Genomic DNA, 25,501 nt, shown 5'->3' with positions numbered 1-25,501 from the left:
GTGTCGAGTGGAGCAGCCCGTGACAACAAGATCCCTGCTCGCGGCCCTGGTGGTCGCGACAACGCTGGCGACCGGCGCGACCTCGGCCGCCGCCGCCCCCGACTCCCCCGGCCGGCTGGCCGCGTGGGGCCCGAGCATGACCATCGGCGGCCCCAACTTCAACGACCAGACCATCCGCATGGTGGTGCACAGCAGCATCGCCGGCAGCTCGCCCCGGATCACCCTGTCCAACCTGCGCGGCACCACGCCGCTGGCCGTCGGCGCGGTCGACGTGGCCGTGCAGGGCACCATGGCGACCGCCGTGGCCGGCAGCCATCACACCGTCACCTTCTCCCGGTCGCGGACCCTGACCATCGCCGCCGGGGCCGAAGCCGTCAGCGACCCCGTCCCGATGTCGGTCGGCGCCGGGGAGAACCTGCTCGTCAGCCTCTTCCTGCCCAAGGCCACCAGCTCGGCCACGTGGCACTCCGACGCCTTCGACACCACCTACCTGTCCCTGCCCGGCGACCACACCCGTGACGACGGCGACGGAAACTACGTGGCCGCAAAGACTTCCTGGTTCTATCTGTCCGGTTTGGACCTCGTACCCAGCACTGCCCGCAGCACCGTCGTGGCCTTCGGCGACTCCATCACCGACGGCTACAACACCCCCATCGGCACCTACCAGCGCTGGCCCGACGACCTCGCCCGCCGCCTGTCCGGCTCTCGGGGCGTTGTCGACGCCGGCATCGGCGGCAACCGGGTGCTCACCGACGTGCCCAACATCTGGCAGGGCATCAGCGCCCTCAAGCGCTTCGGCCACGACGCCCTCGGACAGGCCGGAGTGCGGACCGTGATCCTGTTGGAGGGCATCAACGACCTGCACGCCGGCATCAACACCGCCGGCGGGCCCCTGAGCGCGCAGGACCTGATCTCCGGCTACCAACAGCTGATCGCCCAGGCCCACCAGGCCGGTGTGCGCATCATCGGCGGCACCGTCATGCCCGACAACGAACCCGCCGACCGCGAGGCCATGCGCCAGGCGGTCAACACGTGGATCCGCACCAGCCACGCCTTCGACGGCGTCGTCGACTTCGACCAGGCCATGGCCGACCCGGCCAATCCCCACAGCCTCAACCCGGCCTACGACTCCGGCGACCACCTACACCCCAACGCGGGCGGGATGCAGGCGATGGCCAACGCGGTGGACCTGACACTGATCAGCTGACGGCACACCTCCACCACCCGCCGAACGCCCGGAAGGGGGCTTTCCTGGCGTTCAACGCCAGGAAAGCCCCCTTCACCGCATCTCGCTGCTCCCTCAGCCGATCAGCTGGAAGCCGTCGACCAGGAAGTACGTTCCGTCGATCTTGCTCACGGTCAGGGTGTGCGTGCCGGGCTGCAAACCCTTGGCCGTGAACACCTTCTGCTGCGCGCCTCGCTGGGTGGTGTTGGCGTTGACCGCCGGCTGGGCCACGCCGTCAAGGGTCACGCCGATGTGGCCCTCGTCGGAGTTGGTCTCGGTGAGGAAGCTGATTCCGGTGCCCTGGAAGGTGATCGTCGCCGAGTCGCCGTTCTGCTGGCTGTAGTGCACACCGCCGTCCAGATCGCCGTAGGACCGCCCGCCCTGGAAGGACCAGCTGCCACGGTAGGCGACGCGCAGGTCGTCGTCGTCGACCAGGTCGGGCTTGGGGGTGTCGGGACCGGCGGCGTTGATGATGGCCTGGGCGGCCGGCGGCCAGTTGTCGTCGGGGACCACAGTGGATGGTTGGAACGTGATGTTGGTGCCGTTGTTGTTGTAGTTGCCGGTGTCGGTGTAGTTGTCCACGATCTTGTCGTCGTGGATGGTCGGCGTCCACAGGTTCAGCCACAGCGAGCCGCCCACCGACTTGACCACGTTGTCGTGGGTGTACCAGAGGGAACTGCCCTCGTCGTGGTAGATGGCGTTGCAGCCGTTGACGCACTCGCCGAGCACGTTGCCGGTGAACTCGGACTGGGCGGCCTGGCCGCCGAGCGTGTAGATGGGGCCGCCGTCGAACAGCTCCCCCATCACGCTGTGCACGTGGTTGCCGACGACGTGGTTGCCGCCGGTGTAGGTGCTGCCATGGGCGCACGGCTGCGATAGCCCTTGCTCGGCCTGCAGATCGCAGCTGGAGGCCCAGCCCCAGCCCCAGCCGATGGAGATGCCCGAGTAGGGCGTGTAGCCGACGTCGTTGTGCGACAGCGTGGTGTTGCGGCTGTGCCCGACGAGAATGCCGACGGCGTCGGCGAATTCCTGCCCGACGCGCTGGATCGTGTTGTCGGACACGGAGTTGCCGCTGGTCTGGAGCGCGGGCTGGGTCTGGTAGTAGTCGTCGACCTCGCCGACCGCGACGCCGATGCCGGACGTGTCCGTGACGGTGCTGCGGTAGACGGTGGAATCCTGGGTCTGGTCGGCCAGCTCGATGCCGCTGGTGCCGACATTGCGCACGGTGTCGTCGGAGAAGGTGATGCGCTGGCCGCGGTGCACCTGCACGGCGGCGGGGATGCGGATCGGCGCACGGGTGGTCGGATCCCACAGCACGCCCGCCTGGTTGTCGACGTACCCCTCGGCGGTGGGTGCGTTCCAGGTCGTGTCGGCGAACGTGATGCCGGAGAAGGTGATGTCGTGCGCGGGATTCACGACGTCGGGAATCACCGTGACCCCGTCGACCAGCAGGTACGAGCCGCCGGTCTTGACCAGCTTGATCGTGTGCTGACCCTTGGGCAGGCCGGTGACGCTCACGATCGCCTGCTGCGCCAGGCGTTCCGGCGAACTGGCGTCGACGGTCTGCTGCCGCACGCCGTCCACGTAGACGTCGACGGTGCCCTCGTCGGAGTTGGTCTCCGACAGCACCTGGATGCCGGTGCCGGTGAAGGTGTAGCTGAAGGAGTTGCCGTTGGTGCTGGTGTAGTGCACGTCCCCGGCGAGGTCGCCGGTCGGGCGGCCGTTCTGGTAACCCCAGCTGCCGGTGTAGGTGGCGCGCCAGTCGGTGTCGTTGAGCGGCGCGAGGTGGCCGGGCGTGCCGCTGACGTCCAGAAGCTCTTGTGCGGTGGGCAGTTCGACGTCGGCCTTGGCCAGGTTCTCACCGGGCCGCGGCACGTAGTAGAGATAGCCGGCGGCGCCGTCCAGGTAGAACTGGCCGGGCGTGCCGAGCAGCTGGTAGGCGTTCTCGATCCAGCTGATGCCGTTGAGCGAGGGGAGTCCCGCGCCGTTGAAGGGAAAGCCCGGGTTGGGCACGTTGCTGTGGTTGTTGTTCCAGCAGCCCGGGTCGACCGTCAGGTCGGAGCCGCCGCCCGCGTTGCGGCTGATCGAGGCCAGCGGGCAGCGCATCTGCTTCCAGCCGCTGTCGTTGACGATCTCGACCTGGCTCTGGTTGGTCCAGCCGGCGTACGAGCCGTCGGCGGTGGTGAAACCCGTTGCGGTGGTGGAGAAGCCGGGCGGGTTGGCGGCGCTGCGGGTCCGCTGCGCCCTCGTGCCGTCGACGAACAGGTCCCGGCTCTCAGTGCCCTTCGGCACCTTGGCCCGGTAGATGTTCTTCGCGGCGTCCACCTTGGTGAAACCGGTGACCTTGGTGCCGCCGCTGAGCACCGGGTGCTGACCGGGGGCCGCCCGGTAGACGACGCTGTGGCCCGGCCGGCCAGAATCCTGCGGGCCCAGGGTGAACGGCGTGGTCAGTCGGTAGGTGCCGCCGCTCAGTTCGACGACCACGTCGCCGTTCTCGTTCCGGGCCTTGTCCCGGGCTGCGGTCAGCGAGCAGGGCAGCTGGGCCAGGCAGGAGTTGCCCCACCCGTCGGGCGAAACATGCAGAACATCCGAGGTATGCCCGTTCACACCCACGGCGGTAGCGGCAGCTACCAGGTGTGCGGCGACAACAATGGCTAACCGCATCAGACCTCCATCGGACAGACGTCCGATGAATATAGACACACGCCCATCCTCGGAGCGAGGGTTGATTTCGCGATAGTCTGTACTGGACTAGTACGACAGAGACTATTAAGTGTTCAGGGGGTGCGAGGCAGATGGGGTTGACCGCCGGGAATCAGGACGAAGCAGCCGGAGAACAGGACAGGGCAGGCCTGAAACAGGAAGCGGCAGCTGCGAAACAGGACGGGGCAACCGGGAAGCGGTCGGGCAGCGGGCTCGGGTCGACGCTGCTGGAGCTCGTGCTGTCGATCGGCCTCTACTACCTGCTGCGAGCCTTCGGCGTCGATGTGTTCTGGGCGTTGACGGCGCCGGCCATGGCAGTGGGGGCCACGGCGGCGTGGTTCACCGTCCGCCGGGGACGGCTGGACATGATCGGCGTGCTGGTGCTGTGCGAACTGGCGGTGACGATCGTGACAGCGGCGGCGACGAGGAGCCCGCTGGTGGCAGCCTTGCGGGAGCCGGCGTATTTCCTGCTCGGCGGCGTGTTCTGCCTGGTGACGTTGCTACATCGGGTGCCGTTCGGGCACGCGGTGACGGCGACGCTGGCGACGTTCGGGGATCCGAAACGGGAGAAGGCGTTCGAGCGGGCCTGGCGGGAGGAGCCGCGCTACCGGTTCTGGCAGCGCACGATCACCGTGGCCTACGGCGTGATCATGGTGGCGTCAGCGGCAATCCGGGCCTGGGCGCTCATCACGGCCGCCGACCTGGCTCACGGTGTCGACGTCTCCAACGAGATCGGCATGGAGGCGATCGGCATGCTGGTGGTCGCCGGCGCGATCCTCGTCCAGCCGCCGAAAAAGGTCATTGAGCGGCTGCTAGCCGAGCCCCGGGGCCGGGAGTAGGGCTGACGTCGCGGGCGGCGAGGTGCTCGTGCCCGGCGTCGCAACGCAGGTCGGCGTGCACGGGCGCACCGCAGTCCCGGTGGTGCAGCAGCACGGCGGGGCCCTCGGGGTCGGCGACGTGCCGGTCGCCCCAGTCCAGCAGGGCCACCAGAATCGGGTACAGCTCCTTGCCCTTGGTGGTGAGCCGGTACTCCTGGCGGGCCCGCTGCCCAGCCTCCTGGTAGCTCTGCCGGTCGAGGATGCCGTGCTCGACGAGGGTGGCCAGGCGGGTGGCCAGCAGATTGCGGGCGACGCCGGTGCGCTGCTGGAACTGCTCGAACCGCCGGTTGCCGTAGAACGCCTCGCGCAGGATGAGCAGTGTCCATCGCTCCCCCACCAACTGCAGGGTGCGTGCGATGGAGCAGTTCTCGGTGCTGTACCCGACCCTCTCGTCCACGCCACCAGTGTAATCTGGGTTCAGAACTTAGACGGAGGCCGTGCGGGCGGCGGCCCGCAGCGCCCGCAGGGTCCGCGAGTCGGAGAAGCCGACAGCCCGGGCCGCGCCCTCGACCGTGGTCCCGCTGGCGATGAGGTGTTCGGCCCGCTCCAGCCGCAGCGCCTGCTGGTAGCGCAGCGGCGTCAGGCCGGTGGCGTCCCGGAAGCGCCGGGTGATGGTGCGCTCGCTGCATCCGAACTTGCGGCTCAGCTCGGCCAGCCGCAGCGGCTCGGTGTACCGCTCGTCGATCACGTCCTGGAGCCGGTGGACCAGGTCGGACAGGTGGCTGCGGTGCCGCAGCAGGGTGCTGACCTGTTCGTCGGCGCCGTTGCGCCGGGCGTACACGACCAGTGCCCGGGCGATGCGCCCGGCCATGGTCGGCCCGTGCCAGGTGGCGATCAGGTGCAGGCACAGATCGATGCCGCTGGCGATCCCGGCCGACGTGGCCAGATTTCCGTCCACTGTATACAGAACGTCCCGCACGACCTCGGCCGCCGGGTAGCGCGCGGCCAGCTCGTCCTGCAACTGGTGATGGGTCGCGCAGCGCCGGCCGTCGAGCAGCCCGGCCCGGCCGAGCGTCTCGGTGGCGGCGCAGACGCTGATCACCATGCCGCCCTGGCGGTGGTGCGAGCGCAGCATCGCCAACGCCCGCTCGCTCGGCGCGACATCCTCCAGCGTGGCGCACTGCTTGCCCGGCACGATGACAATGTCGTTGGGGGACAACGTAGGCCAGGTCGTGGCGAGGCGCACCGGCAGCAGTTCGGCGGTGACCACCTCGGGCTCGTCGCCCACATAGGACAGTTCGTAGGGCAGGCCGAAGTCGCGCGCGGCGTGGAACACCTCGGCCGGGCCGGCCAGGTCGAGCAGGTACACCTGCGGCTGCACCAGGAACACCACGCGGCGCATCAGACGCCTCCTCACCTCAGCCGACCCGGACTGTCCGGGATGCTAGCGATGGTGAGCTCGGCCCCGTGTCATGTCGACCGGATGCATCCGGTTTCTGGCTGGATAACCGCCCGCGCTTGCCCGCGCGGGCAGGCGTTGCCCAGCCGAATGCCGCTGAACCCGAGGGAGCCGGCGATCACCCGGTCCCAGAACGGCCACAGGTTCGGCAGCACCCGCAGCTGGATGCCGGCCGCCTCGTGCAGGGCGAACAGGTCGCCGACCCGCTCGGCCGGCCCGAGCGGACGGACGGTGCGGGTGGACACGTGGCAGTAGTCCCCGAACGGCTCGAAGTCGGCGGCCGGCAGCCGGTACGCGTACAGCTCGACGGTCCGCATCGCGTCCAGCCAGCCGTATTCGACCGCGTGCACCCGGTCGTCGCCGAGGAACGAGCGGTCATCCTCCGTTGTGGACTCCTCCGTCCACGCCATGGCCCGTGGGCACTGCCGCGGGAACCAGTAGTCGGGCGAGCGGGCGGCGTCGACCGCCCAGACGTACGCCTCGGGTTGCTTGGCCGTCGCCGCGACGTGCGGCTCGAAGACGGTGATCGTCGGATCCTCGGAGAAATGCAGCACCTGGCCCGGTTCCGGTCGCATCCGTCCAGATTATTGGCCGCGCACAAGTCCATTCAGGTGCGCGTAGACGACAGCGTGCACCCGGTCCCGCAGCCCCAGTTTGGCCAGGATCCGCGAGACGTGCGTCTTCACGGTCTCGTCGCCGACATGCAGCTGCACGGCGATCTCCGCGTTGCTGTGGGCTTTGGCCACCAGCAACAGGACTTCACGTTCACGAGGCGTGAGCTGGGCGAGCTCCGGCGGCTCGGGCGGCGGCGCGACCGCGGTGGCGAAGCGGCCGATCAGCCGGTGCGTCACCGACGGGTCGATCAGGGCGTCACCACGGGCGGCCACCCGCACCGCGGTGATCAGCTCCTCCGGCGGCAGGCTCTTGAGCAGGAAGCCGCTGGCCCCGGCCCGCAACGCCCGGTACACGTACTCGTCGTGGTCATAAGTGGTCAACACGATCACTTTTGTGCGGTTGCCGGGCGCGGCCAGGATCGCCTCGGTGGCGGCCAGGCCGTCCATTTTGGGCATCCGCACGTCCAGCACGGCCACATCCGGCCGCAGCCGCACCGTCTCGGCCACCGCCGCGCTGCCGTCGCCGACCTCGGCCACGCACCGGAACTCCGCCTGGGTGCCGAGGATCGCGCGCATCCCGGAGCGGAACATCGCGTGGTCGTCGGCCAACAGCACGTCGAGAGTCACAGCGGGAACACCACCGCGGTGCGCCAGGTGCCGTCGGCGGCCGGGCCGCTGCTGGCCACGCCCTTGAACATGCCGGCCCGGTTGGCGATGCCGGCCAGACCCCGGTGCGGGCCGTCGGACACCCGCGCGTCCGACGGCATCGGGTTGCTGGCCGACAGGACCAGCGACGACTCGCCGTAGTCGAGGTGCATGGCGACGGATGTGCCGTCGCCGTGGCGCAGGGCGTTGGTGAGCATCTCCTGGGCGATCCGGTACAGCGCGATGTCCAGCGATTCCGGCAGGTCGCGGGGCCGGCCGGTGGTGATCAGCGAGGCGTGCAGGCCGGCGGCGCGCACGCCGTCGAACAGCTCGTCAATGTTGTCCAGGCCGGGCTGCCGGGCCCCGTCTGCGCGGTCGCCGTGCAGCAGGTCCAGCAGGTGCCGGAGCTCGACCATGGCCGAGCGGGCCGAGCTCTCCACCGCCGTCACGGACTCGCCGAGCTCGGCGCTGTGCTGGTCGCCGGCCATGATCAGGCGGGCCGCGCCGGCGTGCACGTTGATCGCGCTGACGTGGTGGGCGATGACGTCGTGCAGGTCGCGGGCGATCGCCCCGCGCTCCTCGGCCACCGCCTTGGCCACCGCCTCCTTGGCGTCGCGGCGTTCCTGCTCGGCGCGCTGCTCCAGCTCGGTCAGATAGTCGCGGCGGGTGGTGGTGTAGTGGCCGACCAGCCACGGCAGCAGACCGTTCTCCACCATGGTGAGAATCAGCAGCGGCCAGCTGGCCCCCACCCCGAACACCAGGATCCGGGAGAGTCCCACGCAGGCCATCGTGGCGATCACCGAGAGCCACGCCGACCAGCCGCGCTGCCAGGCGCCGGCCCGGTAGCCGGCGATCATCAGGCCGGCGGTGTTGCCCTGCGCGGGCGGGCCGACCGCGACCATGGACAGGATCCGCACCAGCCCGTGCGTGACCGCGACCAGGCCGGACAGCCGGGCCGGGCCGGCCAGCCACAGGTCGGCGCCGATGACCACGAGCATCGTGACCACCTGGGGCCACGTGTTCAGGGCACAGCCCTGGTACAGCGAAACGCCGACGTCCACGATCATCGCCAGCACGCTGACCAGCAGCGCCTGGCGCGCGAGCCGGCCACGCGCGGTCGACTGCATAGCCCCTCCCGGTCGGTCCGGCACCGATCATGCGGCACCCGACCCCGGCGCCGAGTCCCTCCCACGGGGGACAATCATCCCTCGCGGCCGTGGTTACCGGAGACGTTTCGATCCCTAGCGTCGATCACGATGAAAGCCACTGTTCTGGCCCTCCTGCTCGGGCTGCTGCTCGTCGCGCCGGCCTACGCGGACTCCGCGTCCGCGAGCGGCGACGTGCACGTGGCCCAGACGCTGGGCGACCGCGAGCTGACCGTGACGCTGCGCCGGGTCACCGGCGTGCCCGGCCCGCTGCACGTCGACGTGCTCACCCACGCCGGCTCTCCGGCCGGCACGCTGCGGTTGTCGATCACCGGCCCGGGTTCGGCCGAGGGGACCGCCGTCGCCCTCGGCGCCCGGCCCGGCTCCTACGGCGGCGATCTGCGGGTGGACACCGCCGGGCGGTGGGAACTGGCCATCGACGACGGGCAGCGGGTGGCACGCATCCCGTTCGTGGTCTCGGCGCAGCCGATCAGTCCACCGGAACAGGCCGTATATCTAGGTTTTCTCCTCGCCGGCGTGGGCCTGGTGGCGACCATCGTCGTCGCCACCCGGTCCCGGCGGGGGTGGTGGGCGATGATCCCGGTCGGCGGCGCGATAGCCGGGCTGGCCGTGGCGATCACCGGGGCCGTGCTGTCGACGACGCTGCCGTTGCCACCGCAGCCAGGCACGCAGTTGGACGCCGACGGCGTCAACACCACCGATCCCTACCGGCTGGCCCAACCGCTGACCGGCGACTACTCCCGCCAGCCGGCCAACCTGTCGCTGTCGCCGACTTCCGTTGCCACGCAAAAGCCTCTGGACTTCACGCTGGCCCTGACCGACGGCGCGACCGGCCGGCCGGTGGACGATCTGATGGTGCACGACAGCGCCTTGCTGCACCTGATCGTCATCGGGCCGTCCGGGCAGCTCTGGCACCTGCATCCGATCCGGGTGGCCCCAGGGGTGTTCCAGTTCCCGTTGACGCTGCCGGTCGCCGGCCACTACGCCCTGTCGGCCGAGATCGCCCGCACCGGCGGCGGCGTCCAACTGGTGCGGTCCACCACCGGGATCGACGCCACGGGTGACAACACTGTTGCCACGCAACAGACTGAGCCGGACGTCCACGTCACCGTGCCGGATTTCACCGCCGGTCAACCGGGAACCATCGACGCACACGTCGGCGCCGCGGCGGATCTCCAGCCCTGGCTGGGAATGCTCGGACACCTGATCGCCGTCGGGCCGCTCGGCCCCGGCGGCGCACAAGCCGCGCCGGTGTGGGTGCACGCGCACTCGATGGGCGGCGACATGACCGGCATGGCCATGGCCGCCGGCTCGATGGGCGGCCTGATGCCGGTGAACGGGGACAGCGCGCCGGACGAGACCGTCGCCGCCTACGGCCCGGATGTGGCTTTCACGTACACGTTTCCGCTGCCGGGCGACTACCAGGCCTGGATCCAGGTGGAGCGGAACTACCGGGTCGAGACGATCCCGCTGACCGTGCACGTCGCCCCGGCGCCTGTTGCCAAGCAAGGAAAACATGACGTCACGGCCCGGTTGGTGGACACCGGGACCGTGGAGCTGGACGTGACGCCGTCGGCCGGCGCGACCGTGAGCGTGCAGGCGGTCATGCCGACCACCGGCTACGCGACCGGCGAAATCCCGGCAGTGGCCACGGACACCGGGAAATTCCGGGTCACCGGCCTGCCGCTGATGATGCCGGGCCAGTGGGAGATCGTCACCACTGTGCGAGACCAGTCCGGAGTGGACGAACACGTGTCACCGGTGACGGTGACGGGATGAGGGGGCGGGGATGAGGCCGATAGCGGCCGGATTTGTTCTGCTGGGCACGGGGATATCGCTCATCGGCACCTCGTGGGACGTGCAGTGGCACATCGACGTGGGGCCGGACACGTTCTTCACGCTGCCGCACCTGTTCATCTACTCGGGCAGTGCGATCGCCGGCATCGCCAGCCTGGTCGTGGTGCTCGCCGTGACGGCCGCGCAGCGCCGCGGCGAGACACCCGATCCACGCGACGGCGGCATCCCGATCCGAGTGTTCGGCGGGCGGTTCACCGCCCCGCTCGGCTACCTCGTCACCGGGCTCGGGGCCGCCGCGTTCCTGGTGTACGGCCTCACCGATCTGTGGTGGCACACCGTGTACGGCTTCGACGCGGTGCTGAACTCGCCGCCGCACGTGGCGCTGTTCACCACCATCTCGATCACGATGATCGGGGCCGTGATCGTGGCCGCGGCGGCGCGGGAGCAGCGGTGGGGCCGGATCGCGATGGCGATCAGCGTCCCGGTGCTGATGACCTTCTTCCCCATCACCGCCAACGCGTTCGAAGGCGTGCCGCTGCCGTTCAACACGATCGCCGCCGCCACCGCCCTGATCACCGTGCTGCTGCTCGTCCTGGCCCGGGTGGCCATCGGCCGTCGTGGGATCGCACTGGCGACCGCCGCCGCTTTGCTGGCCATGCAAGCGATCCTGTGGGTGTTCACACCGTGGGCCGCCGTGACCTACGCCGACGCGGTCGGCTTGCCGCTGCGGGACGGGCTCGGCGGCGAGCCGCCGTTCATCCCGGCCGGCATCCCGCTGTTCGCGGTGGTCGCCGCCATCGCGATCGAACTGCTGGTCCGGCGCAGCCCGGCGCTGGCCGGCGCGGTCGCCGGCCTCATTCTCGGCTTCACCTTTGTCGTGCAACAGGAATACCTCGGCTTCAGCCGGCCGGTCGCCCTGCCGGATCTGCTCGCCAGCACCGTCGCCGCCGGTCTGTTCGGACTGCTCGGCGGCTACCTCGGCGCGCGATTCGGCGCCATGCTCCGCATCCGGGAGAAGGTCACCGCATGATCAAGCGTCTCCTCGTCGTGCTGGCCGCTCTCGTGCTGCCGGTGGCCACCGCCGCGCCGGCCTTCGCCTACGAGCCGGTCAACATCGTGCACACCGAACGGGTCCAGGCCGGTCCCTACGGCCTCACCGTCGGCTTCTCCACCTGGCCGCTGCGGGCCATGCAGTCGCTGGACTTCACCTTCATCCCCGACGGCGGCATCACCGGCAAGTCCGGCACCCTGGTCCGCACCGGCCCGGCCGGCGGCCACAGCCGGGCCGTCCCACTGGCCCGCCACCCGCGCAAGCGGGACGTCTGGGGCCTGGACGTCTCCTCGCTGTCGACCGAGGGCACCTGGAAGTTCACCTTCGCGCTCGACGGACCCCAGGGCCACGGCGAGGGCACCGTGCCCCTCACCGTCCTCAGCCAGCCCGGCCCGCCGCTGGCGCTGAGCTGGATCGTCTGCTCGCTGCCGTTCCTCGGCCTGATCGCCTTCCTGGTCGTCGCCTGGCGGCGGGTCCGCCCCTCGATGCTCGTCCACGTCACGTGACACCGGCAGGGCAAGCGGTTCCGTCGGACGGCCGTGCGACTGGTCCCCCGGACGGCCGGTCGAACTGGTATGGCCCCGGCTTTCTGTGTCAAATGACGCACAGCGGTGGGCGGCCCGGCGGCACCCTAGATCGATGGAGAACCACCTCGACGCCCACTACGTGTCGATGGTGCTCGTCGACGTCGAGCGCTTCGGCGACCCGACGCGGATGGACAACCACCACCTGTCCGTCCGCAGCGGCGTTTACTCGGCGCTGACCAGCGCCTTCACCGCCTCCGACATCCCCTGGGAGGACTGCGACGTGGCCGACCTCGGCGACGGCGTGATGATCCTGGTGCCGCCCATGGTGTCCAAGAGCCGGCTGGTCGCCCGGCTGCCCGAGCATCTGGTCGACGCCCTCGACCGGCACAACCGGGACATCGAGCCGCCGTCACGGGCCCGGCTTCGGCTGGCGCTGCACGCCGGCGAGATCCACCGGGACGAGCACGGAATCACCGGTGACGCCCTGAATTTCGGGTTCCGGCTGCTCGACGCGCCCGCCGCGAAGCGCGCCCTGGCGCTGGCCGCCGTCAACCTGGTGGTCATCGTGTCCGAGGAGCTGTACCGCAGCGTCGTTCGGCACGACCCGGCGGCGCAGCCGGACACGTACCGGCGCATCGACTTCCAGACCAAGGAAACCTCCGCCTCCGCCTGGATACGCCTTCCGGGTGACACCCATGAAAGGGCAGCAACATTGGCGTCCGCGACGCCGATGCTGGCTGAGTCCGCGCCGCCAAGCACCGTCGAGCCCGAGCCGGAGGACCCGGTGAGACAGGTCCTGGTCGCCCAGCGACGACTGCCGCGCAAGCCACAGGTCGGCCTGACGGCGCTCGTCGACGCGCTGCTGGCGGTGCCGTTCGTCGCCAGCGAGTCCGGCCGCCGGCTGCTGCTGGACAACCTGCGGGCCGAGGTCGCCAACGCGGTCGCCTACCACCCGCAGGCCCGCCTGCACGTGTTCAGCCTCGTCAACACGTGCGCGTGCTACGACTACGGCATCGAGGAACTACTGGGCACGGTGCACGAGTTGGAGGGTGAGAGTCCGGCGGTCCGCGCACTGGACGCCACGGTGGCGGCGCTGCTGGAGCGGCCCGCCCCCGGCGATCGGTCACTGGGCTGAGGCGCGACCGTGTACGACCAGGGACAGAGCGGCCGCGTATCACTCGGGCAGCTCGTCGACGCGCTGCAGGAGGTGCAGTTCCTGCGGCACGCGAACGAGCGCGGCCTGCTGCTGGAACTGCTGCGGCACAAGCTGGGCCGGGGCTTCGACCCGGCCGAGTACAGCAGCGCCCGGCTGCACCTGTTCAGCATCGTGATGGCCTGTGACCGGGAACGCGACGGCCTCCAGGCACTGGTCGACACCGTCCGGGAACTGGAGCCGGAGTCCATCGCGGTGGACCAGGTGGTGGCCCTGGTGGACTGCATGAGCCCGCTGGCACTGCTGCCGCTGGTCGAGCGCAACCAACTGGTGGCCCTGCTGGAAGGGGCGTCGTTGCCGCCGCTGGACGAGCTCTACCAGGAGGTGCTCGGCCCGGCCGCGCACACGCTGCCGTCCGGCCACCACACCGTGCACGACGTGCTGAGCCTGCTGGAGCAGCACAACGCCCGCGCCGACGGCCTGCCGCTGGTGCTGATCTTCGTGGAGCGGCTGGCCGCGCTGACCGACGAGACGCTCGCCGTCAAGCTGCGGGAATGGGTCAGCCAGCAGGCCGAGCACATGGACATGACCGGGCCAGTGGCCGAGCTGCGGGCGGCCCCGCCGGCCGTCGCCGCGCCCCGGGACGGCACCGGCAGTCTGTACCTGGTCATGCGAATCGAACGGGACCGGCTGGAGGACGACCGGTACGTGCTCTCGCACTGGCGCTCCGGCGGCGACGACTGGCAGCCGGTGCCGGGCGAGGACCAGGTGGGCACGCTCGACCAGATCAAACGGCACGTGGCCGACCTGGTGGATCGGGCGGAGGACGACTGGCGGCGGCTGCCCGAGCCGATCCAGCTGGAGTTCCTGCTGCCCAGGGACCTGATGCACCTGCAGGTCGACCAGTGGCTGGCGGCCAACGACGGCGGCGTGGAACGGCGTCTGGGCGTGCACTTCGAACTGGCGTTGCGCAGCCTGGACCGGATGCGCAACCGGTCGTGGCACAAGAACTGGTGGCACCGATGGCGGTCGATGTCCACGGGCGCACCCGCGCACTGGTGTCGGCGGGAGTCCGCCAACTACCTGCCGGAACTGGTCGCGACGCTCGCCGACCAGCCGGAGATCTGCGTGGTGCTGCTGGACCATGACGTCGAAGCCGCCGCCGAGCTGGGCCAGGACGCGCTCACGGTGGCGCTGCGCGAGGGCGTGCCGGTGGTGCTGTGGTGCCGTGACGCGAAGGCCCTCGACGAGTTCTTGGCGGTCGCGGAGACGCTGGTCGCGGCCGGTCCGCGCGGCCTGCGGGCGACCACGCGCAAGCTGCGCAGCCAGGCGCAGCGGACCGGCCGCGACGAACACTGCGGGGCGCACGTGAGCCTCTTATGGGACGACCCCGAGCGAATCATCGATCTGTACGACCGACCGGCGGCCCCGCGCCCGGAGGTGGCGACATGAACAGGCAGGTCTACCAGGGCACCGGCTGGCCGCTGCCGGATCAGGGACAGGGGCCGGCGATTCCGGCCCCGCCGCCGTGGCGGGCCTTCGACGGCGAGCCGGTGCAGCCCCCGCCGCCCGAGGACGACGCGGAGAACCGCCGCCGGCTCGGCTCGGTCACTCCCACGCAGGCGAGCGCGTCCCAGCGCGAGGTCGACTCGGTGAACCTGTCGCTGCTGCTGCGCCGGCCGCTGCTGGTCACCGGGCGGCCCGGTACCGGAAAGTCCGGGCTGGCCTACCGGATCGCCCGCGAGCTGAAGCTGGGCCGGGTGCTGCGCTGGACGATCACCAGCCGCAGCACGCTGAACTCCGGTCTGTACGAGTACGACGCTATCGGGCGGGTCGAGGCGGCCAACGCGCGCCGGGCGCCGTCGCAGGAGCGTGAGGTCGGCGATTTCCTCACGCTGGGGCCGCTCGGCACCGCGCTGTTGCCCTACGAACGGCCACGGGTGCTGCTCATCGACGAGATCGACAAGAGCGACATCGACCTGCCCAACGACCTGCTCAGCGTGTTCGAGGACGGCGAGTACACGATCCGCGAGCTGGTGCGGCTGGCCAAGGTGGCGCCGGAGATCGAGGTGCACACCGCCGACCCGGACCGCACCGCGGTGATCCGCCGCGGCCGGGTGCGCTGCCGCGCCTTCCCGATGGTGGTGATCACCAGCAACGACGAGCGCGAGTTCCCGCCGGCGTTCCTGCGCCGGTGCCTGCGCATGCACATCGAGGATCCGGACGTGGACCAGCTCGCGGCCATGGTGCACGCGCACTTTCGTGGCAAGGAATCCCCCCGTTCGAGCGAACTCATCCAGGAGTTCGTGGCCCGCAGTCGCCGAGTCGACGGACTGGCGGCCGATCAGCTACTGAATGCCGTACATCTCGTCACTTCGGAGGAATACAGCTACGACGAGTTGTGGGATGGTCTTATCGACACTGTCTGGCAACGGCTGACGGAAGCAGAATGACCGGACCGTCCCGCGCTCTCCCAGTGCCACCGCGAGGCAGTGGCACCGATGACGGGCGCGCGGACACGGTCGGCACGGCGGACCTGTACCCGTTCGAGGTCGCGGACGCGTTCTTCGTCGCCGCGCACCTGGCCCGCGAGCGGGACGAGGAGCAAGTAGACCGGCAGGCGGAAACCCCTGGCAACACTGCGGAAACCCGTAGGTTGCCGACTGAGCGGGGCGAGCCGCGGAGATCGGTCCACCTGACGCAACCCCAGCCGCGCGCCCCCGATCCGCCCAGCCCGGGCATCCGCCCGGCCGAGGCCGTCGGTAGGCTGCGCCGGCCCCGCGAGGGTCACGGCACCCTGCCCGCCACACCGGCCGCGCCGATGGTTGAATGGCCGGCGATGCCGGGGCTGCACAGTGGGCGGAAGATCGCCAGGGCGTTGCGCCCCTTCAAGCGCACCGTTCCCGCGCGCTTCCGGCAGGAGCTGGACGAGGACGCCACCGCCGAGCAGGCCGCCGGCTTCGACGGCATACCACCGGTCATGCGGCCGGCCTCCGACCGTCCACTTGAGGCGGTGCTGGTGGTGGACAGCTCGGAGTCCATGGTGATCTGGCGGCGCACCGCCGCCGAGTTCCGCACGCTGTTGGAACGCGAGGGCGCATTCTCAACAGTACGACTGTTCCATTTGGACACCGACCAGGTCAAGCCCCTGTCGCTGCGCACCGAGAACGACAACACGGCGCTCACGCCGTCGCGGCTGCTGGATCCGACCGGCCGCCGGCTGATCGTGGTGCTCACCGACGGCATCGGGGCCGCCTGGCAGGAGTCGATGACGCAGCAGTGGCTGGCCCGCTGGGGTCGGTGCGGCCCGGTCGCGGTGGTCAACGTGCTGCCACAGTCGTTGTGGCACTGGTCGAGTCTCGAGCCGGCGGCCGCCACGCTGCGGGCCGCCGCGCCGCGCGTGGCCAACACCCGGCTGCGGTGCGGGTTCGGTGATCTGGAGCCGCCGCCCGGGGTCGTGCCCATTCCCTTGCTGGAACTGGACGAGCGGTCACTGGGCCGATGGGCCCGGCTGGTGGCCGACCCCGCCCCGGCGCCGGTCGCGCTGACCGTGTTGCCGACCATGGCGCGGCCGCCGCGGCTGGACGAGCCGCTGACCGAGCCGGAGCCACAGCCGCCGGCCGAACCCGCGCCCGAGCACCGGGTGCGGCGGTTCCGGGCCGCGTCCTCGCGGACCGCGTTCCGCCTGGCCGTGTTGCTCGCCGCCGCGCCGCTGAACGTGCCGACGATGATGCTGGTGCAACGGGAAATGCTGCCCGGATCGCGGCTTTCCCACCTGGCCGAGGTATTCCTGTCCGGGCTGTTGCACCGGGTCGGCACCGGGGCGGTGACCGATCCGGAATCCGTCGCCTACGAATTCCGAGACGGTGTCAGGCAGGAACTACTGGCGGCCGGATTCCGCCAGGACACGATGCGCGTGCTGCGACTGATCGCGGACCGGCTGGCGCCGACCGTGTCGGCGATGCGTGGCCTGCGCGACGCGCTGCGTTCGCCGGACACCACCGAACACCCCGACGTCGCCGACGACGGATCGCGACGGTTCGCCGCCGTCGAACAGGCCGTGATGGCCGCGCTCGGCGGCGAGTACTCCAGACGGGGCAAGGCTTTGCGGGCCGAGCTGGAGCAGGCCCGAAGCTCGTCGGAGCAAGTCGGGGCGGAGGTTGCGGATGAGCCATCCGTAACTTATCCAAACCGTTCCGATGAACTAGAAGGCACCCCCATGAGTTATTCCCACAGTGGTACCGCGGCCAGGGCCGGCGGCGTCTCGATCCACCCCCAGCCCACGGTGGACGAGCCGGACGCCGCGGTGGCGCGGCCGACCGGAGACGTGCCCGCGCCCCACCCGGAAGGAGACGAAGTGTCCGTCGACGTGCAGAGCCCCCGACAGCGTCGGCGACCGGGCGATTTCCCGCCCATCTGGGGAAACGTGCCGTTGCGCAACGCCAACTTCACCGGGCGCGAGGACCTGTTGCGCGAGCTCGGCGAGCGACTGGACGCGTCCTCGCCGATGGCGGTGCTGCCGGAGGCGCTGCACGGCATGGGCGGCGTCGGCAAAACCTTGGTGGCGGTGGAATATGTCTACCGGCACATCGGCGACTACGACCTGGTGTGGTGGATTCCCTCCGACGACCCGTCGCTGATCCAGTCCTCGTTCGTCGAGCTGGCCCAGAAGATGCAGCTGGTCACCGTGGACCCGAGCCCGCAGGTGGCGGTGCCGGCGGTGCTGGAGGAGCTGCGCAACCCGACCACGGACATGCGCTGGCTGCTCGTGTTCGACAACGCCGACCAGCCCGAGGATCTACGCCAGTTCCTCCCGCAGGGCAATGGCCACGTCATCGTCACCTCCCGCAACCCGCGCTGGTCCAGCGTGGCTCGCGCGGTCGAGGTGGACATTTTCGACCGGCCGGAGAGCGTCGAGCTGTTGCAGCGCCGCTGCCCGGAGCTGACCGACGAGGAGTCGCAGCAGCTGGCGAACGTGCTCGGCGACCTGCCACTGGCGATCGAGCAGGCCGGCGCGTGGTGTGCCGAGACCGGCATGTCGGTGCCCGAGTACCTGGCCCTGTTCGAGCAGCAGCGGGTGGATCTGTTGCAGGACAACGCCCCCATCGACTACCCGGTGACTGTCGCCGCCGCGTGGAACGTGTCGCTGGACCGGCTGCGTCGCGACTGCCCGCAGGCGTTGCAGCTGGTGCAGCTGTGCTCGTGCTTCGCGCCGGAGCCGATCAGCCGCGGCATCTTCACCGACCTCCGGGACTCCACGGTGCCGGCGGAACTGGCCGACGCGCTGCAGAAGCCGGTGTCGCTGGGCCGGGCGATCCGGGAGATCAAGCGGTACAGCCTGGCCCGCGTGGACCACCGCAACGACACCATCCAGCTGCACCGCATCGTGCAAGCGGTGGTGCAGGACCAGATGAGCCCGGCCGAACAGGCGCGGATGCGCCACATCGCGCACCTGCTGCTGCTCAAGACCGACCCGAAGCTGCCCGGTGTGCCGCGCCACTGGCCGGAGTACAGCAGCCTGCAACCGCACGTGCGCGTGTCCCGCGCGGTGGACTGCGACGACACCGAGGTGCGCCGGCTGGTGATCAACCAGGCGATCTTCCTCAACGCCTGGGGTGACTACCAGGGGTCCTACGAGGTCGCCGAGGAAGCCCGCCAACTGTGGCACAACAAGTTCGGCGAGGCCCATCTGGACACCCTGTCGGCCGCCCGGCGCGCCGGCGTGGCGCTGCGCAACATGGGCGAATACGCGCGGGCCAAGACGCTGGATGAAAGCACCTTCACGCTGCTGCGGGAGACCGTGGGCGACGATCACGAGGAATCGCTGATGCTGGCCGGCCTGGTCTCCGCCGACCTGCGCGCGGTCGGCGACTTCGCCGGCGCGCGCAAACTCAACGAGGACAGCTACGTCCGATCCCGCCGGGTGTTCGGCGACGACGACCCGAACACCCTGTTCATCGCGCACAACCTGGCCATGAGCCTCCGGCTGACCGGCGACTTCTCGGCGTCGCGCGAGCTGGACGAGCGGGCCTGGCAGGGCCGCCGCCGCGAGTTCGGCGACGACGACCGGTTCACCCTGCAGTCGTTGGACGCCCTGGCGCTGGACGACCGCGAAGCCGGCGAGTACGTGAAGGCGTCCACCCAGCAGGAGCAGACGCTGGAGGCGCACCGGCACCTGCTCGGCAACGACCACCCGCAGACGCTGAGCGCGGTGCGCAACCTCGCGGTGGCCCGCCGCAAGGCCGGCGATCACGTGGGCGCGCTTCAGCTGGCCAACGAGGCGTTCGACGGCTTCCGCCGCCGCTTCGGCAAGGAGCACCCGGATTCCATGGCCGCGGCCATGAACCTCTCGATCGACCTCCGCCAGAACGGCGAGCTCGGCCGGGCCCGCAACCTGGGCCGCCGGAGCTGGGAACGCTACCGGGACACCCTCGGCGAGCAGCACCCGTACACCTCGGTCGGCGCCACCAACCTGGCGGTCGCGCTGCGGCAGGCCGGCGAGGTGGCGGAGGCCCGGCAGCTCGACCAGGACGCGCTGCGACGGTTCACCGACATACTCGGCACGGACCACCCGTTCACCCTGGTGGCGGCCACCAACCTGGCCAGCGACCTGGCCGCGAGCGGCGATCACGCGGCGGCGTTGGAGCTGGACACCGACACGCTGGCACGGTCCCGGGCGAGGCTGGGGGAACGTCACCCATCCACGCTCGCGGTCGCGCTGAACCGGGTCCTCGACCTGTTCGCGCTGCACCGGGACGCCGAGGCGGCGCCCGAGCACGAGGCGGTGGTGCAGCAGTTCCGCGGCGTGCTCGGCGCGCAGCACCCGGCGACGCTGAACGCCGAGAGCCGACACAGGGCCGACTGCGACATCGAGCCGATGCCGATCATCTGACGGACCCAGCGCCCGGTGGCGTGGGCGTCGAACAGGGGTTCTGAATCGATACAGAAGACCGGGTCATCCTCGGTCGAACCACGCCACCAGCTCGCCGGGAGCAGCGTCCACCACCGCCGCCACGGCGCGCACGAGTTCGGGAAACTCGGCCAGACAACGACTCCCCACCGTGAGACCGAGGCCGATCCAGCCGGTGAACCCGTCCGGATCGGCCGCGATCTGATCCCGGTACAGCGCCTTCGCGCGCCGGGTCTCGCCCAGCACCAGACACAGGTCAGCGGGCGTCGCGCCGGGCACCTCGGCTGTCACCGTCTCCTCGGTCAGCGTCTTGAACGTCTCCGGGGAGCGCAGCGCCCACTCGGTCAGATGGGTCCGCGCGCGAGGCTCGGTCATGGCGTCGGCGGGACGGAGCTCCGGCGCCGGCCCGGGATCACCCCGCCAGTGCTGGCCCGCCGTCCAGTCCGCGGCCACCGCCGCCACGTGGTCGGGATCGGGCGCCAGGTGCCGCAGCCGCCACGTCGCCCGATGATCCAACGCCACCCGTTCGGCCGCACGGCGATGCCGCTCCGGCACCGGATGGTGCTGCCAGCCCTGGACGTACGCCCGCATCGCGGCGATGAACCGCTCGCCGACCTCGGTGAGCAGGCCGCTGCGTTCGATGGTTTCGATCGCGTCCGTCGTCTGCACCCGGTGCAGCGCGAACCTGAAGTACGCCAAGTCATCCGCCCCCTCGCCCCGCCAGAAGTCCGTGACGGCAAGGAAGCTGTAGACGCCGTGCAGCACGCCGTGCAGCGGCCGCGGGTCGTCCCGCCACGGCGCGTAGAAGATCTCCTCGCGATTCTCCACATCCAGTGTCACCAGGTCGAACAGGCCGTTCAGCTTGCTGTGCGCGAACTCGTGGATGAGCACCGCCGCCAGCCCCGGCGCGCCGGCCGGCAACGCCAGTTCCACCGAGCCGAACGCGTCGGCCGAGGTGGCGCTGGAATCCCGGAATCTGTTGCCGCGCTGCTTCGGCACCAGAGCGGCCAGCCCGGCGGCTAGTTCCTCGGCCTGTTCCGAGTGCCGGGACACCAGCAGTCGCCACGCCCGGTCCAGCGCGGACGTCCAGTCCACGACCGCTTTGTCGGACAACAGTTCGGCCGGCTGCGGGTCGCCGAACGCGCGGAACGGCGACAGGTCGTCCAGCCACACGACAAGTTCGCGACCCTCATGTTCGACCCGCACCCGCCGCATCGGGAACCACCGTGTCACCGCCACACTGTCGCGGCGAACCACGACTTCACCTTGCGCGGCAACGACCTCGGCGACGGCGTGGCGCTCGCCGGTCGGCACGACGGCCGCGCCGAGGGTGGGAAGCACCGCCAGTCCCGCAAAAACGGGAATACTGGCGCGAAATTCCAGGCCGGCCGACACCGCGGCGGCCGCGGCGATCGCGTTCATGTGGCCCAGCACGAACCACAGCGGCGCATCGGACGACACCGAACCACGCAGATGGCGCAACGCCTGCGCGGCCCAGGAATGCACCGCCGGCAGCGCCAGAACATCGCTTACCGCAGCGGGATCCGCCCGCTCGGCCGCGGCGAGCAGATCCCACGCCTCGGCGAACGAGCCGAGCGGCCCGGCTTCCGACGGGGTCGATTCCAGCAAGGTGAGTAACGTGACCAGCAGTTTGCTGCGCTTGGCGGAACGCAGTTCGAGCACTGCCTCACGGCCGCCGCCCCCGCGCGCCAGCGCGTCGAGATCCTTGCGCGAGAACCCGTGTGTGGCCGACCGGCCACCGTCCATGGGAGTCAGCAGCCATTCCCACCCGAGGCGCTCTGCAGGCGCAGCGCGGCTATCCATGGGTCGTCGGCCTCGCTGAGCAGGTTCGCCACCGACCGGCTCAACGCCGGGTCGGTGCACGCGCGCAGAGCGGTGAGGGACATACCGGTCAGGTCGATCAACTCGGACCGCAGGCTGAGTTCTGGTTCCGGCATGTCACCAGCCCCTCTGTGTGCACGGATCGTAACGAGCCCGACACAAGCATCATGCATCACCGGACGGGCGTTCCGCTTGACCCAGCAGTAGGAATGCTCGCCGCAAAACCGCCCGGCCACTGCATTGTGCCAGGCACCGGGCACCCGCGCGCTACCTCCGTGGGTTGACTTGTCCGAACCACCTCCGTGAACACCCGGCGATCGGCCGCGCGAACCGGCCATCTGCACGTGCACCGACACAGTCCACAGTGGACTTTCAGGCTCCGCGCCGGGCCCGGTTCAGGGCGAGCAGGTCCACCGCGGCGTAGACGTTGCGCAAGGTCGGCGCGGGTACGCCGGTCAGTTCGGCGAGTTCGACGACGGCGCCGATGATGGCGTCGGTCTCCAGCGCCTTGCCGGCCTCGAGGTCTTGCAGCATCGAGGTTTTGTGGTGGCCGACCCGACGGGCGCCGTCGATGCGCTGTTCGACGGAGACGGCGGGGGCGGCGCCGGCGGCACGGGCGATGGCGACGGTTTCGGCCATCATGGCGGCGACGACGGCCCGGGTGTCGTCGTGGGCGCACATCTCGGCCATGGTGGCGCCGGTGAGCGCGCTCAGCGGGTTGAAGGCGACGTTGCCCATGAGCTTGATCCAGATGTCGTCGCGCAGCCGCGGCTCGACGGGGCACTTCAGGCCGCCGGCGATCATGGCGGCGCTCAGGTCCTGACAGCGCTGGGAGATGGCGCCGGAGGGCTCGCCGATGGAGAAGCGGGTGCCCTCGAGGTGGCGGATCACGCCCGGCTGCTCGATCTCCGTGGAGCAGTAGACGACGCAGCCGATGGCCCGGCGCACGTCGAGCACCTCGCTGACGGCGCCGCCGGGGTCGACGGCCTCGATCCGCCGGTCCTGCAAGGGATGCCCGACCAGGCCATGGAAGTACCACCACGGGATGCCGTTCTGCGCGGCGACGACGGCGGTGTCGGGACCGAGCAAAGGCGCCAGCAGCTGGCCGCACGAGGCGTAGGAATTGGCCTTGAGGCCGAGGAAGACGAAGTCGGACCGGCCGACCTCGCCGGGATCGTCGGTGGCCGGTGGCCTGGCGGTGAAGTCGCCGCGTGGGCTGAGCACCCGCACGCCGTCGCGGCGCATGGCCGCCAGGTGCGCGCCGCGCGCGATGAGATGGACGTCGACACCGGCCCTGTGCAGGGCCGCTCCCACATAGGCGCCGATGGCCCCGGCGCCGAGAACAGCGACTTTCATGGCTCACCCTCAGGTGTCGGCGGAAGATTGGATACAGTATGCGATGTAGGGACGTTCGACGGTAGACCCGCGCGAGTGTTACGTCCGGTAGCACGTTGATTGCCCTGTGTGCACGGTTTGCGCTAGTATGGGTGCAGAAGGTGACCCGGCACACGTGCCCGTGTCTTTTGCATACGAAATTCTGTAACCTTTAAGCACCGATCCCCAGTTCGAGGAGGCCCAGGTGGGCGAGCCCGCGACCCCGTTCCCCGGCGGAGCGGTCAACCGACGCCGGGCGAACCGCGGCACGCTCGGCGACCCGGCCGGCCGCAAGGTGGAGCGCCCGGCCCCACTGCGCCAAGCCGTCTACGAGGCGCTCATCGAGCTGATCGTCAACCGGACGCTGCAGCCCGGCCAGCACCTGGTCGAGGTCGAGCTGGCCGAGTACCTGGGAGTCAGCCGGCAGCCCGTTCGCGAGGCGCTGCAACGGCTTCAGACCGAGGGCTGGGTGGATCTGCGCCCGGCCCAGGGCGCGTTCGTGCACACGCCGACCGAGGACGAGGCCGACCAGCTGCTCAGCGTGCGCAGTGTGCTGGAGACCCACTCGGCCAAGCTGGCCGCCGAACGCGCCACCCCCGATGACGTCGACTCCCTCCGGGCGCTACAGGCCGAGGGGGTCGACGCGCTGAACAACGTCGACGTGGACCGGATGGTCTCGGCCAACGCCAACCTGCACGCGTTCATCACCAAGCTGTCCGGCAACGCCGTGCTGGCCGAGCTGATCGGCCTGGTGGACCGCCGGGTGCGCTGGTACTACACCCCGATCGCCAGGCCCCGGGGCGAGGACGCCTGGTCCGAGCACGAAGAACTGATCAATGCCATCGCCGCCGGCGACGCCGAGCAGGCCAGCCGGATCATGACCGTCCACACGGAACGAACCCGGCTGGCCTACCACAACGAGCGTCAGGCTCAAGCGAGCAGCTAGGCGGTGGTTGGGGCGCCGAAGTTCGAGGCCGCGGCCGACACCGCGGTCTTGGACTTCGGACGTCCCGGTTGGTGCAGGAACAGTGTGAGGCCGGCGGCGACAACGGCGATGCAGCCGGACAGCACATAGGCGCCGGTGTAGCCCCACGCGTCGACCACCATCGCGCCGAGGCCGCCGCCGCCGACCCCGCCGACCAGTTTGGCGCTGTACACGATGCCGTAGTTGGTGGCGTTGTGGTTCTCGCCGAAGTAGTCCGGCACCAGGGCCGCGAACAGCGGGTAGAACGCCCCGCTGCCGAAGCCCACCAGGAACGCGAACACCATGAACAGCCCGATGTTGTGTGTGTTCCCGGCGTAGAGCACGCCGAACTGCGCGACGGCGGCGATCAGCAGCACCACGGTGAGCGTCTGCCTGCGGCCGAGGAAGTCCGACGCCCAGCCGACCAGCGCGCGGCCGGTTCCGTTCACAATGGACAGAATGCCGGCCGCGGACGCCGCCACGAACGGCCCGAAGTCGCTGGCCTTCGCAAACGGCACCTGGAAGTTGATGCCGAACAGCGACACGCCGCCGATGATCACCAGCGTCAGCCACATCAGCGGCAGCATGCCGGTGCGGATCGCCTCCCGCGGCGAGTACTGCCGCACCGCGGGCGGGTTCTTGGCCAAGCTCTTGTTGGCCTTGGTGTTGCGGACCCACTCCTTCGGATCGATGTGCTCCGGCCACCAGTTCTTCGGCGGGTCCCGGAACAGCAGGCCGCAGGCGGCCACCACGATCAGCATGTACAGGCCGATCAGCGACAGGATCTGGGTGGTGTCGCTCGGCGTCAGCACCGCGGCGAAGACGTAGATGAACGGCACCGAGCCGTACGCGAAGCCGCCGTTGACAAAACCCGTGCGGGCGCCGCGTTTCTCCGGATACCACTTGCCGACCATGTTGATGCAGGTGGCGTAGACCAGGCCGGCGCCGACACCGCCGCAGACCGAGTAACCGAGGAAAGCCAACCCGAGACTGCCGCTGAAGGCGATCGTGAAGTACCCGACGCCCGACAACACCGCGCCCAACAACATTGCCGAACGAGCCGAGAACTTGTTGCGCTCCCGCAGCCGACCCGCCGGGAACGCCACGGCGGCCTGGAAGACCGCCCACACCGTCGCCAACCAGAACACCTCGGTCAGCGACCATCCGTTCTTCGTCTGCAGCGTGCCGACCACGGCGCCCCAGCCGTACTCGAACACGCTCACCGCGATCATCGCGATCCAGGGTAACCAGAC

Annotated in this window: 20 protein-coding genes; 10 read left to right on the top strand and 10 right to left on the bottom strand. The window is 70.2% G+C overall.

The features are described 5' to 3' along the window. The first annotated feature begins 19 nt into the window (after nucleotides 1-19). Nucleotides 20-1,207 carry an SGNH/GDSL hydrolase family protein gene (locus JJ691_RS00865; protein ID WP_211766867.1) on the top strand — a complete coding sequence of 396 codons (1,188 nt, stop codon included), beginning with the start codon at nucleotides 20-22 and terminating at the stop codon, nucleotides 1,205-1,207. 93 nt (nucleotides 1,208-1,300) lie between these two features. On the opposite strand, the gene JJ691_RS00860 is transcribed toward JJ691_RS00865, so the two are convergent. Further along, a complete protein-coding gene (locus JJ691_RS00860) occupies nucleotides 1,301-3,889 on the bottom strand; it encodes a right-handed parallel beta-helix repeat-containing protein (protein ID WP_211766866.1) in 2,589 nt (862 codons plus the stop codon). 188 nt (nucleotides 3,890-4,077) lie between these two features. Here JJ691_RS00860 and JJ691_RS00855 point away from each other — a divergent pair, with 188 nt between their 5' ends. Further along, nucleotides 4,078-4,767 carry a VC0807 family protein gene (locus tag JJ691_RS00855; protein ID WP_305875361.1) on the top strand — a complete coding sequence of 230 codons (690 nt, stop codon included), beginning with the start codon at nucleotides 4,078-4,080 and terminating at the stop codon, nucleotides 4,765-4,767. Here JJ691_RS00855 and JJ691_RS00850 read toward each other — a convergent pair. From JJ691_RS00850 to JJ691_RS00830, 5 genes are all read right to left on the bottom strand, one after another. After that, nucleotides 4,727-5,203 (bottom strand): winged helix-turn-helix transcriptional regulator, encoded by a 477-nt coding sequence (locus JJ691_RS00850; RefSeq protein WP_211766865.1) that lies wholly within the window; start codon nucleotides 5,201-5,203, stop codon nucleotides 4,727-4,729. The two genes, JJ691_RS00855 and JJ691_RS00850, sit on opposite strands and share 41 nt — an antisense overlap. Before the next feature lie 27 nt (nucleotides 5,204-5,230). Further along, on the bottom strand, nucleotides 5,231-6,148 hold the full coding sequence (locus JJ691_RS00845) for a GlxA family transcriptional regulator (RefSeq protein WP_211766864.1): 918 nt from the start codon (nucleotides 6,146-6,148) through the stop codon (nucleotides 5,231-5,233). A gap of 68 nt (nucleotides 6,149-6,216) precedes the next feature. Then, nucleotides 6,217-6,780, bottom strand: coding sequence for a DUF6886 family protein (locus JJ691_RS00840; protein ID WP_211766863.1), 564 nt, complete (start codon nucleotides 6,778-6,780; stop codon nucleotides 6,217-6,219). A gap of 9 nt (nucleotides 6,781-6,789) precedes the next feature. Beyond that, nucleotides 6,790-7,446 carry a response regulator gene (locus JJ691_RS00835; protein WP_256449354.1) on the bottom strand — a complete coding sequence of 219 codons (657 nt, stop codon included), beginning with the start codon at nucleotides 7,444-7,446 and terminating at the stop codon, nucleotides 6,790-6,792. Next, on the bottom strand, nucleotides 7,443-8,591 hold the full coding sequence (locus tag JJ691_RS00830; protein ID WP_211766862.1) for a sensor histidine kinase: 1,149 nt from the start codon (nucleotides 8,589-8,591) through the stop codon (nucleotides 7,443-7,445). The genes JJ691_RS00835 and JJ691_RS00830 overlap by 4 nt, the downstream gene beginning before the upstream one ends. Before the next feature lie 129 nt (nucleotides 8,592-8,720). Here JJ691_RS00830 and JJ691_RS00825 point away from each other — a divergent pair, with 129 nt between their 5' ends. From JJ691_RS00825 to fxsT, 7 genes are all read left to right on the top strand, one after another. After that, on the top strand, nucleotides 8,721-10,409 hold the full coding sequence (locus tag JJ691_RS00825; protein ID WP_211766861.1) for a hypothetical protein: 1,689 nt from the start codon (nucleotides 8,721-8,723) through the stop codon (nucleotides 10,407-10,409). A 10-nt stretch (nucleotides 10,410-10,419) separates the two neighbouring features. Beyond that, on the top strand, nucleotides 10,420-11,457 hold the full coding sequence (locus tag JJ691_RS00820; protein WP_211766860.1) for a hypothetical protein: 1,038 nt from the start codon (nucleotides 10,420-10,422) through the stop codon (nucleotides 11,455-11,457). After that, complete coding sequence (locus JJ691_RS00815) at nucleotides 11,454-11,984, top strand: hypothetical protein (protein ID WP_211766859.1); 531 nt, start codon at nucleotides 11,454-11,456, stop codon at nucleotides 11,982-11,984. The genes JJ691_RS00820 and JJ691_RS00815 overlap by 4 nt, the downstream gene beginning before the upstream one ends. Nucleotides 11,985-12,117: 133 nt before the next feature. Further along, nucleotides 12,118-13,140 carry an effector-associated domain 2-containing protein gene (locus JJ691_RS00810; RefSeq protein WP_211766858.1) on the top strand — a complete coding sequence of 341 codons (1,023 nt, stop codon included), beginning with the start codon at nucleotides 12,118-12,120 and terminating at the stop codon, nucleotides 13,138-13,140. Nucleotides 13,141-13,149: 9 nt separating this feature from the next. Next, the gene (locus JJ691_RS00805; RefSeq protein ID WP_211766857.1) at nucleotides 13,150-14,610 is read left to right on the top strand and encodes a VMAP-C domain-containing protein; all 1,461 of its coding nucleotides are present in this window, start codon (nucleotides 13,150-13,152) and stop codon (nucleotides 14,608-14,610) included. Then, on the top strand, nucleotides 14,607-15,611 hold the full coding sequence (locus JJ691_RS00800; RefSeq protein ID WP_211766856.1) for an AAA family ATPase: 1,005 nt from the start codon (nucleotides 14,607-14,609) through the stop codon (nucleotides 15,609-15,611). Before JJ691_RS00805 ends, JJ691_RS00800 begins: the two co-directional genes overlap by 4 nt. Nucleotides 15,612-15,634: 23 nt before the next feature. Beyond that, on the top strand, nucleotides 15,635-20,050 hold the full coding sequence (gene fxsT / locus JJ691_RS00795; protein ID WP_211766855.1) for an FxSxx-COOH system tetratricopeptide repeat protein: 4,416 nt from the start codon (nucleotides 15,635-15,637) through the stop codon (nucleotides 20,048-20,050). Nucleotides 20,051-20,113: 63 nt separating this feature from the next. Here fxsT and JJ691_RS00790 read toward each other — a convergent pair whose 3' ends face one another. From JJ691_RS00790 to JJ691_RS00780, 3 genes are all read right to left on the bottom strand, one after another. Further along, nucleotides 20,114-21,835: an HEXXH motif domain-containing protein gene (locus JJ691_RS00790; RefSeq protein WP_211766854.1), complete on the bottom strand. Its 1,722-nt coding sequence runs from the start codon at nucleotides 21,833-21,835 to the stop codon at nucleotides 20,114-20,116. Between the two features lie 5 nt (nucleotides 21,836-21,840). Continuing rightward, nucleotides 21,841-22,026: a hypothetical protein gene (locus tag JJ691_RS00785; protein ID WP_211766853.1), complete on the bottom strand. Its 186-nt coding sequence runs from the start codon at nucleotides 22,024-22,026 to the stop codon at nucleotides 21,841-21,843. Between the two features lie 256 nt (nucleotides 22,027-22,282). Beyond that, complete coding sequence (locus JJ691_RS00780) at nucleotides 22,283-23,266, bottom strand: 2-dehydropantoate 2-reductase (protein ID WP_211766852.1); 984 nt, start codon at nucleotides 23,264-23,266, stop codon at nucleotides 22,283-22,285. 223 nt (nucleotides 23,267-23,489) lie between these two features. On the opposite strand from JJ691_RS00780, the gene JJ691_RS00775 reads away from it, so the two are divergent. After that, entirely contained in the window at nucleotides 23,490-24,230 is a 741-nt protein-coding gene (locus JJ691_RS00775) for a GntR family transcriptional regulator (protein WP_211766851.1), read from the top strand. Here JJ691_RS00775 and JJ691_RS00770 read toward each other — a convergent pair. Beyond that, nucleotides 24,227-25,480 (bottom strand): OFA family MFS transporter, encoded by a 1,254-nt coding sequence (locus JJ691_RS00770; protein WP_249227608.1) that lies wholly within the window; start codon nucleotides 25,478-25,480, stop codon nucleotides 24,227-24,229. The genes JJ691_RS00775 and JJ691_RS00770 overlap by 4 nt on opposite strands. Nucleotides 25,481-25,501: the final 21 nt, after the last annotated feature.

The organism is Kutzneria sp. CA-103260 (assembly GCF_018263855.1).
Lineage (GTDB): Bacteria > Actinomycetota > Actinomycetes > Mycobacteriales > Pseudonocardiaceae > Kutzneria.
Note: the sequence above shows the minus strand (reverse complement) of the source record. Positions and strands in the feature narration are given on the sequence as shown.